The 15,814-nt window shown below is 69.9% G+C and carries 15 protein-coding genes; 7 read left to right on the forward strand and 8 right to left on the reverse strand.

What is annotated here, in order from left to right:
* The gene (locus tag AB0M87_RS12060) at positions 1-591 is read right to left on the reverse strand and encodes an NADH-quinone oxidoreductase subunit B family protein (RefSeq protein WP_365851822.1); all 591 of its coding nucleotides are present in this window, start codon (positions 589-591) and stop codon (positions 1-3) included.
* Positions 582-1,007, reverse strand: coding sequence for an NADH-quinone oxidoreductase subunit A (locus AB0M87_RS12065; RefSeq protein ID WP_365851823.1), 426 nt, complete (start codon positions 1,005-1,007; stop codon positions 582-584). Before AB0M87_RS12065 ends, AB0M87_RS12060 begins: the two co-directional genes overlap by 10 nt.
* 225 nt (positions 1,008-1,232) lie before the next feature.
* On the opposite strand from AB0M87_RS12065, the gene AB0M87_RS12070 reads away from it, so the two are divergent.
* The 5 genes from AB0M87_RS12070 to AB0M87_RS12090 all read left to right on the forward strand — a co-directional run bounded on the left by AB0M87_RS12070 (position 1,233) and on the right by AB0M87_RS12090 (position 8,002).
* Positions 1,233-2,402 (forward strand): sensor domain-containing protein, encoded by a 1,170-nt coding sequence (locus AB0M87_RS12070; protein WP_365851824.1) that lies wholly within the window; start codon positions 1,233-1,235, stop codon positions 2,400-2,402.
* A gap of 196 nt (positions 2,403-2,598) precedes the next feature.
* Entirely contained in the window at positions 2,599-3,909 is a 1,311-nt protein-coding gene (locus AB0M87_RS12075; protein WP_365851825.1) for a sensor domain-containing protein, read from the forward strand.
* 133 nt (positions 3,910-4,042) lie between these two features.
* Complete coding sequence (locus AB0M87_RS12080; RefSeq protein WP_365851960.1) at positions 4,043-4,702, forward strand: response regulator transcription factor; 660 nt, start codon at positions 4,043-4,045, stop codon at positions 4,700-4,702.
* A 269-nt stretch (positions 4,703-4,971) separates the two neighbouring features.
* Positions 4,972-6,957, forward strand: a complete 1,986-nt coding sequence (locus AB0M87_RS12085) for a 2-oxoacid:acceptor oxidoreductase subunit alpha (RefSeq protein ID WP_365851826.1) — start codon at positions 4,972-4,974, stop codon at positions 6,955-6,957.
* Positions 6,950-8,002, forward strand: coding sequence for a 2-oxoacid:ferredoxin oxidoreductase subunit beta (locus AB0M87_RS12090; protein ID WP_365851827.1), 1,053 nt, complete (start codon positions 6,950-6,952; stop codon positions 8,000-8,002). The genes AB0M87_RS12085 and AB0M87_RS12090 overlap by 8 nt, the downstream gene beginning before the upstream one ends.
* A gap of 66 nt (positions 8,003-8,068) precedes the next feature.
* Here the strand turns inward: AB0M87_RS12090 and AB0M87_RS12095 are convergent, their stop codons facing one another.
* Positions 8,069-8,443 (reverse strand): helix-turn-helix domain-containing protein, encoded by a 375-nt coding sequence (locus AB0M87_RS12095; RefSeq protein ID WP_365851828.1) that lies wholly within the window; start codon positions 8,441-8,443, stop codon positions 8,069-8,071.
* Positions 8,444-8,540: 97 nt separating this feature from the next.
* On the opposite strand from AB0M87_RS12095, the gene AB0M87_RS12100 reads away from it, so the two are divergent.
* Together AB0M87_RS12100 and rarD are read left to right on the forward strand one after the other, a co-directional pair.
* Positions 8,541-9,395 (forward strand): SDR family oxidoreductase, encoded by an 855-nt coding sequence (locus AB0M87_RS12100; RefSeq protein ID WP_365851830.1) that lies wholly within the window; start codon positions 8,541-8,543, stop codon positions 9,393-9,395.
* A 122-nt stretch (positions 9,396-9,517) separates the two neighbouring features.
* Positions 9,518-10,513 carry an EamA family transporter RarD gene (gene rarD / locus AB0M87_RS12105; RefSeq protein WP_365851831.1) on the forward strand — a complete coding sequence of 332 codons (996 nt, stop codon included), beginning with the start codon at positions 9,518-9,520 and terminating at the stop codon, positions 10,511-10,513.
* A 7-nt stretch (positions 10,514-10,520) separates the two neighbouring features.
* Here rarD and AB0M87_RS12110 read toward each other — a convergent pair whose 3' ends face one another.
* From AB0M87_RS12110 to AB0M87_RS12130, 5 genes are all read right to left on the reverse strand, one after another.
* Positions 10,521-11,105: a TetR/AcrR family transcriptional regulator gene (locus AB0M87_RS12110; RefSeq protein ID WP_365851961.1), complete on the reverse strand. Its 585-nt coding sequence runs from the start codon at positions 11,103-11,105 to the stop codon at positions 10,521-10,523.
* 194 nt (positions 11,106-11,299) lie between these two features.
* Entirely contained in the window at positions 11,300-12,190 is an 891-nt protein-coding gene (locus AB0M87_RS12115; RefSeq protein WP_365851832.1) for an ABC transporter permease subunit, read from the reverse strand.
* Positions 12,177-13,127, reverse strand: coding sequence for an ABC transporter ATP-binding protein (locus AB0M87_RS12120; protein WP_365851833.1), 951 nt, complete (start codon positions 13,125-13,127; stop codon positions 12,177-12,179). The genes AB0M87_RS12115 and AB0M87_RS12120 overlap by 14 nt, the downstream gene beginning before the upstream one ends.
* Positions 13,128-13,267: 140 nt before the next feature.
* Positions 13,268-14,500 carry a DUF2092 domain-containing protein gene (locus AB0M87_RS12125; RefSeq protein WP_365851834.1) on the reverse strand — a complete coding sequence of 411 codons (1,233 nt, stop codon included), beginning with the start codon at positions 14,498-14,500 and terminating at the stop codon, positions 13,268-13,270.
* A 255-nt stretch (positions 14,501-14,755) separates the two neighbouring features.
* Complete coding sequence (locus AB0M87_RS12130) at positions 14,756-15,766, reverse strand: polyprenyl synthetase family protein (RefSeq protein WP_365851835.1); 1,011 nt, start codon at positions 15,764-15,766, stop codon at positions 14,756-14,758.
* Between the last annotated feature and the right edge of the window lie 48 nt (positions 15,767-15,814).

Here is a 15,814-nt window from a genome sequence, read left to right on the forward strand (position 1 = left end):
TCACCGCCCGGTTCCCGGCGCCGGCGGCGGGGTGACGAGGCCACTGGTCAGCTGGGCGGCGGACGGAGTGGCGTAGCGCTCGCCCAGCGACTCGCGGGCGATCTTCTCCTGGAGTTTCAGGATGCCCTGGAGCAGCGCCTCGGGGCGCGGCGGGCAGCCGGGGACGTAGACGTCGACCGGGATGATCTGGTCGACGCCCTTGGTCACCGCGTACGAGTCCCAGTAGGGACCGCCGCAGTTGGAGCAGGCGCCGAAGGAGATGACGTACTTGGGCTCGGGCATCTGCTCGTACAGCCGCTTGACCGCGGGCGCCATCTTGTCGGTGACGGTGCCGGACACGATCATCAGGTCGGCCTGGCGCGGCCCCGGTGCGAATGGGATCACGCCGAGCCGGATGAAGTCGTGGCGGGCCATCGAGGCGGCGATGAACTCGATCGCGCAGCAGGCGAGACCGAAGTTGAAGACCCACAGGCTGTAGCGGCGCCCCCAGTTGAGGACCACCTTCATGGGTTCGGGGGCCAGCCGGGAGAGCACGCCCAGACGGCGCGGTTCGGGCAGGAACTCGGGGGTGGCGGGGGTCGTCACGTCCATTCGAGGACTCCCTTCTTCCATGCGTAGAGGAGTCCCACGGCCAGGAAGCCGAGGAAGATGAACATCTCCACCAGCGTGGTCGCCCCATAGCCGTCGGCGGCGAAGACCGTCGCCCACGGGAAGAGGAAGATCGAGTCGACGGCGAAGATCACGTAGAGGAAGCCGTACACGTAGTAGCGGACCTGGGTGTGGGCCCAGCCCTCGCCGACGGGGTCGACTCCGCACTCGTAGGTCAGCAGTTTCTCCGGGGTCGGCACCACGGGCCGCAGTAGCCGGCCGGCTCCGAAGGCCACGGCGACGAACAGCACACCGACGACCGCGAGCACCCCGACCACCGCATACGTGTGGAAGCAACCCGTGTGATCCGCCGCTTGTTCCGCTGCTCGTTCCGCCGCGAGAACGGTCGGTCCCGGCACGTCCGCCTCCTCGCTCCCTGCGCCCTGTCAGCTGCCTCGTCCGTCACATCCGCCACATTCGACGATCTGTACGCACGGGAGTCTAGGCCCTGTTAAAGACTCGGTAAGCAGCCGCATCCGGCATCGAGTACGCCACGGGGCCCGGCGCGGGGTGGGGTTATCCCTACTTCGTCCCACCCAGCTGCCCCATGGCATCCGCGGCCCCGGACCGGCAGGCTTGGCCGTATGACCGCGACCAACTCCCGCCGGCTCGACTCCGAGCAGCTGCCGCCCGTGCGCTTCGCCTTCGACCGGCACACCTGGAAGGAGATCGCCCATCTGCTGTCCAATCTACCTGCGGCGATCCTCGGATTTGTTTACGTGGTGTTCATGGTTGCGGTGGGGAGCGGCCTTGCGGTCACCGTGATCGGGCTGCCGCTGCTCGCGGCCGGGCTGCTGGGTGCGCGGCAGCTCGGCAAGCTGGAGCGGGCCCGCGCGCGGGCCCTCCTCGGCGTACGGGTCGATGAGCCGAGCCCCTTGGCCGTCAGGCGCGACGGCAACCTGCTGTCACGGCTGTGGATGAGCCTGAAGGACCCGGTGGGCTGGCGGACGGTGCTGTACGAGTTCATCCGGCTGCCGTGGGGGGTGCTGACCTTCTCCCTGGTGCTGCCCAGCCTCTTCGTGCTGTGGCCGGTCCTGCCGTACATCGCGCGGGGGCTGACCAATGCCGACCGGGCGATGGTGCGCGGCCTGCTCTCCCCGTCCGACGAGCTGGAGCGCAGGATCGCGGAGCTGGAGTCGGACCGCGGGGTGGTGGTGGATACCGCGGCAGCCGATCTGCGGCGGATCGAGCGCGATCTGCACGACGGAGCGCAGGCCCGGCTGGTGGCGCTGGCCATGGGGCTCGGGCTGGCGAAGGAGAAGCTGCTCGAGGATCCGGACGCGGCGGCGGTGATGGTCGGCGAGGCGCACGGCGAGGTGAAGCTGGCCCTGCAGGAGCTGCGCGATCTGGCCCGGGGCATCCATCCCGCCGTGCTGACCGACCGCGGTCTGGACGCGGCGCTCTCCTCGATCGCCTCGCGCTGCACGGCGCCGGTGAAGGTCCATGTCGATCTGGCCGAGCGGCCGGCCCAGGCCATCGAGGGCATCGCCTACTTCACGGTCTCCGAGCTGCTGCAGAACATCAGCAAGCACGCTCAGGCGCGTTCCGCCTCGGTGGAGGTGTGGCGGTCCGCCGACCGGCTGCTGATCCAGGTCCACGACGACGGGCGGGGCGGGGCGAGCCTCGACGCCGGTACCGGCATGGCGGGGCTGGCCGACCGGCTGGGCGCGGTGGACGGTCTCTTCGTGCTCGACTCCCCCGTCGGCGGGCCGACCACGGTGACGGCCGAGCTGCCCTGGCGGGACCGCGACTGAGCCGGGCGGCCCGCCGGAGCAGCTCGGGGGTGGGGAAAACCCCCGGTCGAAGACGGTGCTGCGCCTCATGGCCGCCGTCCGCCCTGCCCAGCACGATGGACCTGTACGACCGGACACATGGCGTACACACACGACGTACGCAGCACGGCGTACGCAGACGACGCGATCAGCCAGCCGAGCAGAAACGGACGACGCCATGGCCACGGATTACGGCATGCGAACGCGGGACCACCGGATGCCCGCGGCGCTACGCGCACCGTTCGAGGGCCGCACCTGGCGCGAGTTCGGCTACCTGATGCTGTCGCTGCCGCTCAGCATCGTGCTCTTCACCTTCGGGATCACCTTGTTCTCGGTGGGCGTCGGCCTGGTGATCACCTTCCTCGGTATCCCGGTGCTGGCCGCGGGTCTCGCGATGTGCCGCGGTTTCGGGGCGATGGAGCGGGCCCGGGCCCGGGCGCTGCTGCGGGTGGACGTCGCGGCCCCCGCCCCGGTGCGCGCACGCACCGCCGGTCTGCTGCCGTGGGTGGGCGCGGTGCTGAAGAGCGGGGCTTCCTGGCGTCATCTGGTCTATTCGCTGGTGCACTTCCCGTGGGCCGTCTTCGCTTTCTGCGTCTCGCTGCCCCTCTGGTTGTACGGCTGGGCGATGTTCACCTACCCGCTGTGGCAGTGGGTCTTCCCCCGGTACACCGGCCAGGGTGGTCTCCAGCTGTACGGGGACACCTCGCACCGCATCTATCTGGACAATCCCTTCGAGATCACCCTGACCAGCCTGTCCGGTCTGCTGCTCGTCCTGGCGACCCCGTGGGTGATCCGGGGTCTCAGCTCCGTCGACCGGCTGCTGGTCATCGGGCTGCTCGGTCCTTCTCGGCTGGACACCCGGGTGACCGAGCTGGAGTCCGACCGCGGGGTGGTGGTGGACACCGCGGCAGCCGATCTGCGGCGGATCGAGCGCGATCTGCACGACGGGGCGCAGGCCCGGCTGGTCGCTCTCGCGATGGACCTCGGGCTCGCCAAGGAGAAGCTGACGGCCGATCCGGAGGCGGCCGCCCGGATGGTCGACGAGGCGCACGGCGAGGTGAAGATCGCCCTGCAGGAGCTGCGCGATCTGGCCCGCGGCATCCATCCCGCCGTGCTGACCGACCGTGGTCTGGACGCCGCGCTCTCGGCGGTGGCCTCCCGCTGCACGGTGCCGGTGCAGGTCGAGGTGGATCTGCCGGCCAGGCCGGCCGCGGCCATCGAGGGCATCGCGTACTTCACCGTGTCGGAACTGCTGCAGAACGTCAGCAAACATGCCCGGGCGACCCGCGCGAGCGTGGACGTCTGGCGGGTGGAGAACCGGATCATGCTGCAGGTCGCCGACGACGGAGCAGGTGGCGCGGACACCACGGCGGGCAGCGGGCTGGCCGGGCTCGCCGAGCGGCTGGACGCGGTGGACGGGCTGCTGGTGGTGGACTCGCCGGTCGGTGGGCCGACCACGGTGACGGCCGAGCTGCCCTGGCGCGACTGATCGGCACCGCCGCGAGGCAAGTCGTACCCGTTACTTGCCCTCGCGCCGCCCACTCGGCGCCCGGAGCTGGGATGCTGGGACGGACGGGGCGGGAACTAGGGAAAACGGGGGCTTCCAAGTCGTGGAGGACAGAGTGCGGGTGGTCATCGCCGAGGATTCAGTGCTGCTTCGGGAGGGCCTGACCCGGTTGCTGACCGACCTCGGTCACGACGTCGTCGCCGGCGTCGGGGACGCGGATGCGCTGATCAAAACGATCCAGGACCTGGCGGCGGAGGCCGCCCTGCCGGATGTGGTGGTCGCGGACGTACGGATGCCGCCGACCCACACCGACGAGGGCGTCCGGGCGGCCGTACGGCTGCGCAAGGAGTACCCGGGGATCGGGGTGCTGGTCCTTTCGCAGTACGTCGAGGAGCAGTACGCGACCGAACTGCTGGCCGGGTCCAGCCGGGGCGTCGGCTATCTGCTGAAGGACCGGGTCGCCGAGGTCCGGGAGTTCGTCGATGCCGTGGTCCGGGTCGCCCAGGGCGGGACGGCGCTCGACCCGGAGGTGGTGGCACAGCTGCTGGGCCGCAGCCGCAAGCAGGACGTACTGGCCGGGCTGACGCCGCGCGAGCGGGAGGTGCTGGGGCTGATGGCCGAGGGCCGTACCAACTCCGCGGTCGCCCGGCAGCTGGTGGTGAGCGACGGGGCGGTCGAGAAGCACGTCAGCAACATCTTCCTGAAGCTCGGGCTCTCCCCGAGTGACGGGGATCACCGTCGGGTGCTCGCGGTACTGACCTACTTGAACTCCTGAAGCCCCGGCACCGTGACGGCAGGGGGCCGTCCGGCCGCCGACGTGCGGCTCGGGCGCGCGCCCGGGCGGGCACACAGCGACCTCACTGAGTCGTCATGGAACAACGGGGGGTAGCGAAAACGTGACAAAAGCGGGCAATAAAGCGTCTCAAAAAGTCGTCCAGCATATGAGCCTTCCCGGGAAGGCCACCCTTACCGACGTAGGGTGGTCCCGGTGTGCCCGGCGGGCCGGGCGCGTCGGAGCAGCCGCCTCGAGGGAGGTCCAGTTCAGTGACCAGCCAGGTCAGTAGCCCAGCCGAGCAGGCCGACGGAGCCGATGAGGCCGCAGTCGGGGACCAGCGCGCCCCGCTTGTGAATGACCCACTGGCGGAGAATCCGCCGCACCCGCAGCAAGCCGAGGCCAAAGAGGTACGCCGTCTCAACCGGGTGATCATCCGGTTCGCCGGTGACTCGGGTGACGGGATGCAGCTCACCGGGGACCGTTTCACCTCGGAGACGGCGTCGTTCGGGAACGACCTGTCGACGCTGCCGAACTTCCCCGCCGAGATCCGCGCCCCCGCAGGCACCCTGCCGGGTGTTTCGTCGTTCCAGCTGCACTTCGCGGACCACGACATCCTGACGCCGGGTGACGCGCCGAACGTGCTGGTGGCGATGAACCCGGCGGCGCTCAAGGCGAACCTCGGCGATGTGCCCCGCGGGGCGGACATCATCGTGAACACCGATGAGTTCACCAAGCGTCCGATGGCGAAAGTCGGCTATCAGACGTCGCCGCTGGAGGACGGTTCGCTGGAGGCGTACCAGGTCCACCCGGTGCCGCTGACGACGCTGACGATCGAGGCGCTGAAGGAGTTCGGGCTGCCCCGCAAGGAGGCCGAGCGGAGCAAGAACATGTTCGCGCTCGGGCTGCTGTCGTGGATGTACCACCGTCCCACCGAGGGCACCGAGCACTTCCTGCGGACGAAGTTCGCCAAGAAGCCGCAGATCGCCGAGGCGAACGTCGCGGCCTTCCGCGCCGGATGGAACTTCGGCGAGACCACCGAGGACTTCGCGGTCAGCTACGAGGTGGAACCCGCGACCGCGGCGTTCCCCACCGGGACCTACCGCAACATCTCCGGGAACCTGGCACTGTCCTACGGCCTGATCGCCGCGAGCCTCCAGGCCGACCTGCCGCTCTACCTCGGCTCGTACCCGATCACCCCGGCCTCCGACATCCTGCACGAGCTGTCCCGGCACAAGAACTTCGGCGTGCGCACCTTCCAGGCAGAGGACGAGATCGCCGGGATCGGCGCTGCGCTCGGCGCGGCCTTCGGCGGTTCACTGGCCGTGACCACCACCTCGGGCCCCGGAGTGGCACTCAAGTCGGAGACCATCGGCCTGGCGGTGTCCCTGGAGCTGCCGCTGCTGGTCGTCGACATCCAGCGCGGCGGACCCTCGACCGGTCTGCCCACCAAGACCGAACAGGCCGACCTGCTGCAGGCCATGTACGGGCGGAACGGCGAGGCCCCGGTCCCGGTGATCGCTCCGAGGACCCCGGCCGACTGCTTCGACGCCGCCATGGACGCGGCCCGGATCGCCCTCACCTACCGGACCCCGGTCTTCCTGCTCTCCGACGGCTACCTCGCCAACGGCTCGGAGCCGTGGCGGATCCCGGAGATCGACGAACTCCCCGACCTGCGGGTGCAGTTCGCCACCGGGCCCAACCACGAGCTGGCTGACGGCACCGAGGTCTACCACCCCTACAAGCGGGACCCCGAGACCCTCGCCCGCCCCTGGGCGGTACCCGGCACCCCGGGGCTCGAGCACCGTATCGGCGGCATCGAGAAGCAGGACGGCACCGGCAACATCTCCTACGACCCGGCCAACCACGACTTCATGGTCCGCACCCGCCAGGCCAAGATCGACGGTATCCAGGTCCCCGACATCGACGTCGACGACCCTCACGGTAACGCGCGCACCCTGGTGCTGGGCTGGGGCTCCACCTACGGCCCGATCACCGCGGCCGTCCGGCGGCTGCGCGCCGCGGGCACACCCATCGCACAGGCCCATCTGCGGCACCTCAACCCCTTCCCCGGCAACCTGCGGGAGGTCCTCGCCCGGTACGACAAGGTGGTGGTGCCGGAGATGAACCTCGGCCAGCTCGCCTCGCTGATCCGGGCCAAGTACCTGGTCGACGCGATCTCCTACAACCAGGTCAACGGGATGCCGTTCAAGGCCGAGCAGCTCGCAGACGTCCTCAAGGAGGCCAACGATGCCTGAGTCCCTGAAGCTGGTCCCCAAGGCCGAGGCCAAGCAGTCCATGAAGGACTTCAAGTCCGATCAGGAAGTCCGCTGGTGCCCCGGCTGCGGCGACTACGCCGTGCTCGCCGCCGTGCAGGGATTCATGCCCGAACTCGGCCTGGCGAAGGAGAACATCGTCTTCGTCTCCGGGATCGGCTGCTCCTCCCGCTTCCCGTACTACATGAACACCTACGGGATGCACTCCATCCACGGCCGCGCCCCGGCCATCGCCACCGGACTCGCCTCCTCCCGGCGGGACCTCTCCGTGTGGGTCGTCACCGGTGACGGCGACGCGCTGTCCATCGGCGGCAACCACCTCATCCACGCGCTGCGCCGCAACGTCAACCTCAAGATCCTGCTGTTCAACAACCGGATCTACGGGCTGACCAAGGGCCAGTACTCCCCCACCTCCGAGCTCGGCAAGATCACCAAGTCGACGCCGATGGGCTCGCTCGACTCACCGTTCAACCCGGTCTCGCTGGCCCTCGGCGCCGAAGCGTCCTTCGTGGCCCGCACCGTCGACTCCGACCGCAAGCACCTCACCAGCGTGCTGCGCGCCGCCGCCGACCACCCCGGCACGGCGCTGGTGGAGATCTACCAGAACTGCAACATCTTCAACGACGGCGCCTTCGAAGCCCTCAAGGACAAAGACCAAGCCGAGGAGGCGGTGATCCGCCTCGAACACGGACAGCCGATCCGCTTCGGCAGCGAGAGCGCGCCGAAGGGCGTCGTCCGTGACCCGGCCACCGGCGACCTGGAAGTCGTCGCCGTCACGCCGGAGAACGAAGCACGGATCCTGGTCCACGACGCCCACACCGCGTCCCCGACCACCGCCTTCGCGCTCTCCCGCCTCGCCGACGCCGACACCCTGCACCACACCCCCATCGGGGTGCTGCGCGATGTCGAACGGCCGGTCTACGACACCCTGATGGCCGACCAGCTGGAGACCGCCGTCGAGCAGAACGGCAAGGGTGACCTCGCCGCCCTGCTCGCCGGCGGCGACACCTGGACGGTCGCCGGCTAGGCGCTGTCCGGCGAAGACCGGCCGGACAGGAACCAGTACCGCACCCGGAGCCCGGTCCTGCTGTTGTCAGGGCCGGGCCTCGTCGTATGTCTCGCGCGCCGTGAGCACCTCGTCGAGCCGCCGCTCGGTCCAGCGCGCCAGCCCCCAGACCTGCTCGGCGGCCTCCCGCCCCAACGCGGTCAGGGTGTAATCCACCCGCGGCGGGATCACCGGTCGGGCGTCACGCGCCACGAAACCGTCGCGCTCCAGCGTCCGCAGCGTCTGGGTGAGCATCTTCTCGCTGACCCCGCCGATCTCACGGCGCAGCTCGCTGAAGCGGTACGAGCGCTCCAGCAGGGCCGCGAGCACCAACACGCCCCAGCGGCTGGTGACATGCTCCAGGACCAGCCGCGAGGGGCACATCGGACGGTTGACGTCGGGCTTCTGCTGGATTACGGCCATGCCAGTACCTTACTTCAAAGTGGGTACTTTCGTTTGGTTAGCGCTCTCTCTAGAGTGGTTCCGGACCGTACAGAGAACATCCGCAGGGAGAAGAACCATGGGTATCGTCGTCACCGGAGCCACCGGAGCTCTTGGCCGGCTCGTCATCGACGAGCTGCTGAGCAAGGTCCCCGCCGACCAGGTCGCCGCACTCGTCCGCAACAAGGAGAAGGCCGCGGAGCTCGCGGCGCGCGGCGTCGAGCTGAGGATCGCCGACTACGACGAGCCCGCCACCCTGGCCGGTGCCTTCCGGGCCGGCGACCGGGTGCTGCTGATATCGGCCAGCGAGGTGGGGCGCCGCGTCCCGCAGCACACCGCGGTGATCGAGGCGGCAAAGGCGGCGGGCGTCGCCCAGCTCGCGTACACCGGCATACTGGGCGGCCCGGACGCCGACTTCCAGCTGGCCGCCGAGCACAAGGTGACCGAGCAGCTGATCCTCGACTCCGGACTGCCCTACACGTTCCTTCGCAACGGCTGGTACAGCGAGAACTACACCGCCAACCTCGCCCCGGTCCTCGAGCACGGCGCGGTGGTCGCCAACGCGGGCGGGGGACGGGTCTCCTCCGCTGCCCGCGCCGACTACGCGGCCGCGGCGGCCGCCGTACTGGTCTCGGACGGCCACCTCGGCAAGGCGTACGAGCTGAGCGGCGACACCGCCTGGTCGTTCGCCGAATACGCCGCCGAGGTCGCGAAGGCCACCGGCAAGGACATCACGTACACCGAGGTCCCGGCCGCCGTGCACCAGGAGATCCTGGTCGGCGCCGGTCTGCCGGAGGCCTTCGCGGCGATCCTGGTGGACGTGGACTCCGCCATCGGGCGCGGCCTGCTGGCCGGCACCAGCGGCGATCTGGCCGCACTCATCGACCGCCCCACCACCCCGATCGCCGCCACCATCGCGGACGCCCTCGCCTGACCGCTCCATCCCCGCGCTGCACGGTCATGACCGGTCATGACCGTGCAGCGATACGGACATGACAGCCGCCCCTCTCTGCCGTTACCTTCGTCTGGTTGTCGGACGAGATGCAGGGAGGGCCCGTGAAGGTGACCGGCGAGCGGGCAGGGTTCCTGAACGGCATGGCCGCCTACGTGATGTGGGGGCTCGTCCCGATGTTCTGGCCGCTGCTCAAACCGTCCGGCGCCATCGAGATCCTCGCCCACCGCATGGTGTGGTCGCTGGGGATCGTGCTGATCGCCCTGCTGGTCATGCGCCGCTGGGCCTGGATCGGCGAACTGGTGCGCACTCCGCGCAGGCTGGGACTGGTCGCGGTGGCCGCGGTGGTCATCAGCATCAACTGGGGTGGCTACATCTGGGCGGTGAACGACGGCCAGGTCGTCGAGGCCTCGCTCGGCTACTTCATCAACCCGCTGGTCACCATCGCGATGGGCGTCCTGCTGCTCGGCGAGCGGCTGCGCCCCGCCCAGTGGGCGGCCGTCGGCACCGGTGTCGCCGCCGTGCTGGTGCTGGCCATCGGATACGGCAAGCCGCCGTGGATCTCGCTGATGCTGGCCTTCTCCTTCGCGACCTACGGACTGGTCAAGAAGAAGGTCAACCTCGGCGGTCTCGAGTCGCTGGCGGCCGAAACGGCCGTCCAGTTCCTCCCCGCCCTCGGCTATCTGCTCTTCCTCGCAGCGCACGGTGACGCCACCTTCGGCACCCCGGCGCACGGTGCGCTCCTCGCGTCGACCGGGCTGGTCACCGCCATCCCGCTGGTCCTCTTCGGAGCGGCCGCGATCCGGGTGCCGCTGTCCACGATGGGCCTGCTGCAGTTCCTGACGCCGGTGTTCCAGTTCGGACTGGGCATCGTGTACTTCCACGAGGCGATGCCACCGGAGCGGTGGGCGGGCTTCTCGCTGGTGTGGCTGGCGCTGACCGTACTCACCTGGGACGCGCTGCGGAACGCGCACCGGACGCGGGCCGAGGCGGTACGGCTGAAGACCGAGGCACGGAACACAGGGGCGCCCGCGCCCACGGATACCACGCGCACGGACCCCGCCGGCGCGAACCCGCCCAGCACCGAGCCGGCCGGCTGAGACGGAGTCAGGTGGCGCCCAGCGCCCGCAGCACATGCGCGATCAGTTCGGCGATCCTGTCCGGATCGTGTGGTTGCCTGCGCAGGGTGTGGCGGTAGTAGAGGGGCCCGTAGAGCAGCTCCACCGCCATCGCCAGATCGGCGTCGGCGGGGAGCGCGCCCTGCGCCTGCGCGCTGCGCAGGCGTGCCGAGCACGACTCGAGCCGCGGCCCGATGAACTGCTCCTGGACAGCTCTGGCCAGTTCATCGTCGTACTGGAGCTCGGTGAGGATCCCGGCGTAGGCCGGGCCCAGCGGTGGGTGGGCGAGCAACCGCACCACGGCGGTCATCTGGGCCAGCAGATCCGCCGCCAGATCCCCCGTGTCGGGAAACGGCTTGGTCCGGATGACAGCGTTGTCCACCGCCTCCAGCAGCAGCGCGCCCTTCGAGGGCCACCACCGGTAGATCGTTTTCTTGCTCACCCCGGCCCGCGCGGCGATCCCCTCGATCGTGACGCGGGCGTATCCCCGTTCGGCGCAGAGTTCCAGCGCGGCCGCGAGGATGGCCTGCTGCGATTTCTCGCTGCGGCGCGCGGGGTTCGGGTTGGGGACCAGGGGCACCTTAGTAGTCTATTCCGGAAGCTCTGGGGCGGACTATACGTAGCGTGTTGACAGCAGAAGGTGGACGGCCGACAATATCGCCGGGGAAACGGTACGTGTCGTGTCGAGCCGCGTCGGGGGACGGTTCTCGGTACGGCACGTGCCCTCCCGTGCTGCGATCCTCGTGGCGCGTCCTGGTGCCGTCATCCTCACACCACGATGTCCTTAGCCGTGAACCGGGCCCAGGCAGCCGAACCGAGGACCACCGCGTACAGCCCCTGCAGACCGAGGTTCTTGATCACCTGGTCCCAGTAGACCGGCGCGCGCAGCAGGTCCGCGAAGGACAGCCAGTAATGCGTGAAGAGATAGGGCTGGATCGCGTGCAGCTGCGGGATACCGTCCAGGATCTGCACGGTGATCAGCAGACCGACCGACGCTGCCATCGCGGCGACACCGCTGTTCGTGAGCGTGGAGATGAACAGGCCCAGCGTCGCCGGCCCGATCAGTGAGCCGGCCACGACCACCGCGATGAGCAGAGCGCGGCCCAGCCCGTCCAGAAACGAGATCTGGGTGCCGGAGATCGTGGTCACCTCGCCGAGCGGGAAGAGCAGCGCACCCACCACGAGCGCCGCGACCGTCACGACCAGGGTGGCGATCAGACAGAAGGCCAGCGTGCACGTGTACTTGGCGAGCAGCAGCCGGGTCCGGCCGGCCGGTGCGACCAACAGGTAGCGAAGCGTGCCCGCGCTCGCCTCACCCGCGATGGCGTCCCCGGCGATGACCCCGATCGCCATCGGCAGGAAGACGGGCAGGGTCGCCGCGAGAGCCGCGAAGACCAGGAACAGACCGTTGTTGGTGATCTGGGTGAGGAACGCGGGGCCCGCGCCGCCGCCATCCACCGTCGAGCCGTTGCTGGTCTGCCACTTCACGGCGATCCCGATGAGCACCGGCATCGCCGCCAGCACCGCGAGCAGGGCGAGGGTCCGCCGGCGCCGGAAGGTGGTGGTCAGCTCGGACCGGAACAGCCCCAGCGACCAGCGCGGCTTCACCGCGCCGGGCGCCGGCACCGCACGCTCCGACTCAGCTTCAGCCTGCGACATCGAATCCCTCCCCGGTGAGTGCCACGAAGGCGTCCTCCAGCGAGGCCCGTTCGACCCCGAAGGCCCTGACCCGGACGCCCGCCCTGACGAGTGCGGCGTTCAGGTCGGCCGGCTCGGTCTCGTCGGACGGAAGTTCACCGCTGACCCGGTTGTCGGCGATGATCACCTCACCGACGCCCGACTCCATGAGCACCCTGGCCGCCTCGCCCGGATCCGGGGTGGTGACCACGAGACGGCCGGGGGTCGCCAGGTCGCCCACCGGGCCCTGAGTGATCAGCCGTCCCCGTGCCATCACGGCGGCGTGCGTGCAGACCTGTTCGATCTCGTCGAGGAGGTGCGAGGAGAGAAAGACAGTGGTGCCGTCACCCGCGAGTTCCCGGATCAGGATCCTGATCTCCCGCATGCCCTGCGGATCCAGACCGTTGGTCGGCTCGTCCAGCACCAGCAGCCGCCGGGGCTGGAGCAGCGCCGCGGCCAGCCCGAGCCGCTGCTTCATCCCGAGCGAGTACGCCTTGGCCTTCTTCCCCGCGGCCGGCCCGAGCCCGACCCGGTGCAGCGCGGCATCGACCCGGGCGCACCGCGTGCGGGGGTCCGCCTCCGGGTCGGCGGAGTCGTAGCGGATCAGGTTGTCGCGCCCGGAGAGAAAGCCGTACAGCGCCGGCCCCTCGATGAGCGCGCCCACCCCGGGCAGCACGGTGCGGGCGGCGCGTGGCATCGGCTGCCCCAGCAGCCGGGCCGAGCCGGAAGTCGGCTCGATGAGCCCCAGCAGCATCCGGATGGTGGTGGTCTTGCCGGACCCGTTCGGCCCGAGAAACCCGAAGATGCTGCCCCGGGGGACGGTGAGGTCGAGGTGATCCACGGCCAGCCCGCCGTCGCGGAAGCGCTTGGTGAGGGCGTGGGTCTCGATCACCGCCTCTGCGGTGGCGGCTGGCTGCATGGGGATCCTCAGGTCGAGGTGGCCTCAATCTCCCCCGGACTCCGTCCGGGGGTACCCCCAGGCCGGGCTGGTTCGCGGCTTACGCCGATGGAATCCAGCCCGGTCGGCGATTGAGGAGCGGGGTCCGGGGCGGAGCCCCGCTACTTCGCGGCGTCGGCCGCCCGCACCAGCGCGTCCTTGTTCACCGTCCCCACGAACACCTTCCCGTCGTCCGTGATCAGGGCGTTCACCAGCCGGGTGTGGAACACCATGCCCGACCCGAACTTGCCGCTCACCTTGTCACCGAGCGAGTCGAGGAAGCCCTGCGCCGCGGCCGGCACGTCGCCCTTCTTCCCGGCGGCCCCGGAGCCCAGCGCCCCGAGCCCCTGGCCACTGCCCGTGTCGAGTTGCGCCACCGACGTCCAGCCCTTGCCGATGACGTTCAGGCCCTTGAAGCCGTCCGGCACGGCGGGTGTCCGGTCGTTCTTCGGCGCCCGGTGGGTGTCGCCCTCGGTCACCTTCGCGCCCTTGGGCGGCGTGAACGTGAAGGTGGATGCGGCCGGCTTACCGAAGTCGACCTTGGTGAAGCCCACGTCGATCGCGGCCTTGCCTCCCCCGCTCGGGGTGAGGGTGAACCTCAGCGGGGTGCCGGTCTTCGCATCGACCGCGACCCGGATGGCACCGATCGTCGAGCCGGACTGCTTCGGCTTGATGAGCAGCTGGTAGGCATCACGCCCCGCCACCTGGGCCGTACCGTCGATGCTCACCGAGGTGGTCGGGCCGGCGGCCTTCAGCGCCTCGTCGGCGAACGCCTTCGGTGTGGCCGGCAGCTTGTCGGTACCGGCCTTCGGTGTGTCGCGGGCCGGCCGCTCGGCGGACTTCTCGTGGTACGCCTGGTTCGACTTGCTGTCGTAGGCCCAGAGTTGCCCGCCGTTGTGGATCACGCTGTACTCGGCGGCGGAGTCCAGGATGGAAACCCGCTGCTTGTCTGGGCCGTCGGCCGCCACCCGCAAGGTGTGCGTACCGGAGGCGAGTTCCATCAGTTTGCTGTCCGGTGCGGCGCTCGCGCCGCCCTTGTCGCCGCCGCCGCCCGCGCCGCCCGGAAGGAACGATCCGGCCATTCCGCCGAGCGAGGGCAGACCGAGGTCCGTGCTGACCTTGACGGTGCCGGAGAGCTGCTGGGTGTCCGACGCGGCGATCTTCTCGACCAGTTGCTGTGCGGTGATCTTCGGCAGACTCGGGTCGCCCGAGCTGGCGAGCGCCGGGACGAGACCGATCGTCACCGCCGCGACCCCCGCGACCGCGACCGGTACGAGATAGCGCGCCGCCTTCCGGCGGCCCACGACCAGGTCCCTCGCCTCTTCGGTGTCCTGTGCGCTGTCGTTCGGTGCCATAAGTGCCCTACCTCCGTGGTCGGCGGCGATCCGTCCGCGTGCGTCCACCCCGCGCCGCCATTCTCACCCGAATTGGTGGGGTGTGGTGCTATCCATCTCACCAAAATGCCCGCCGGTAGGCGTCAGCCCCCGGGAGCAACTCCACGTACTGCTCCGGTATGACAGCGGGCCGCCGGAGCCCCTCCGTCCCGTAGGGGCTCACCCGCTCGGCGCATCGTCGGTACGGTCACCCGATCGGGCGTCAGCAAGCAGCCGTCAGCCCACCCGGTGCACCACGGCACCGCAGAGCTCCTCGAGGGCGGTCTTGGCGGAGCACGCGCGCAGCGGCGCGAGTGACGCCCTGGCCTCCTCCGCGTACCGCACGGTGTCCCGACGGGCCTGCTCCAGTGCCGGATGCTTCCGCATCAGGCGCAGCGCCTCGGCACACCGGGCATCGTCCGTGAGGTCTCCGTCGAGCAGTTCGACCAGGGCCAGGTCGTCCGGCCTGGCATGGGCGGACGCCTGGGCGCGCAGATGGAGTACCGGGAGTGTCGGAATGCCCTCGCGCAGGTCCGTACCCGGCGTCTTGCCCGACTCATGGCCGTCGCTGGCGATGTCCAGCACGTCGTCGGCCAGCTGGAACGCCGTGCCGAGCCGCTCGCCGTACTGGGTGAGGATGTCCACGACCCCCTCGTCGGCGCCGGACATCATCGCACCGAAACGCCCGGAGACCGCGACCAGTGAGCCGGTCTTGCCGGCGATCACGTCGAGGTAGTGCCCGACCGGATCGCGGCCGTCCTGCGGCCCCGCGGTCTCCAGGATCTGACCGGTCACCAGTCGCTCGAAGGCCTCGGCCTGGATCCGTACCGCCTCGGGGCCGAGGTCGGCCAGGATGTGGGAGGCCCTGGCGAAGAGGAAGTCGCCGGTCAGGACCGCGACGGAGTTGTCCCAACGGGCGTTGGCGCTGTCCACCCCGCGCCGGACCTCCGCCTCGTCCATCACGTCGTCGTGGTACAGCGTCGCCAGATGGGTCAGCTCGACCACCACGGCTGAGGGCACGACCCCGGGTGCGTAGGGATCGCCGAACTGCGCGGCCAGCATCACCAGGAGCGGACGGAAGCGCTTGCCCCCGGCGCGTACCAGATGCTGCGCGGCCTCGGTGATGAAAGGGACCTCGCTCTTGGTGGCGTCGAGCAGCCCGGCCTCGACGGCCGCCAATCCCGCCTGGACATCGGCCTCAAGTACCTGGTCCCGCACGCTCAGCCCGAACGGCCCGACGACGGTCACGAGGGGATCTCCTGTCTGCTGACGATCACACGGATTGTCGATGTGTCG

It is taken from the genome of Streptomyces sp. NPDC051320, from assembly GCF_040682175.1.
Taxonomy (GTDB): domain Bacteria; phylum Actinomycetota; class Actinomycetes; order Streptomycetales; family Streptomycetaceae; genus Streptomyces.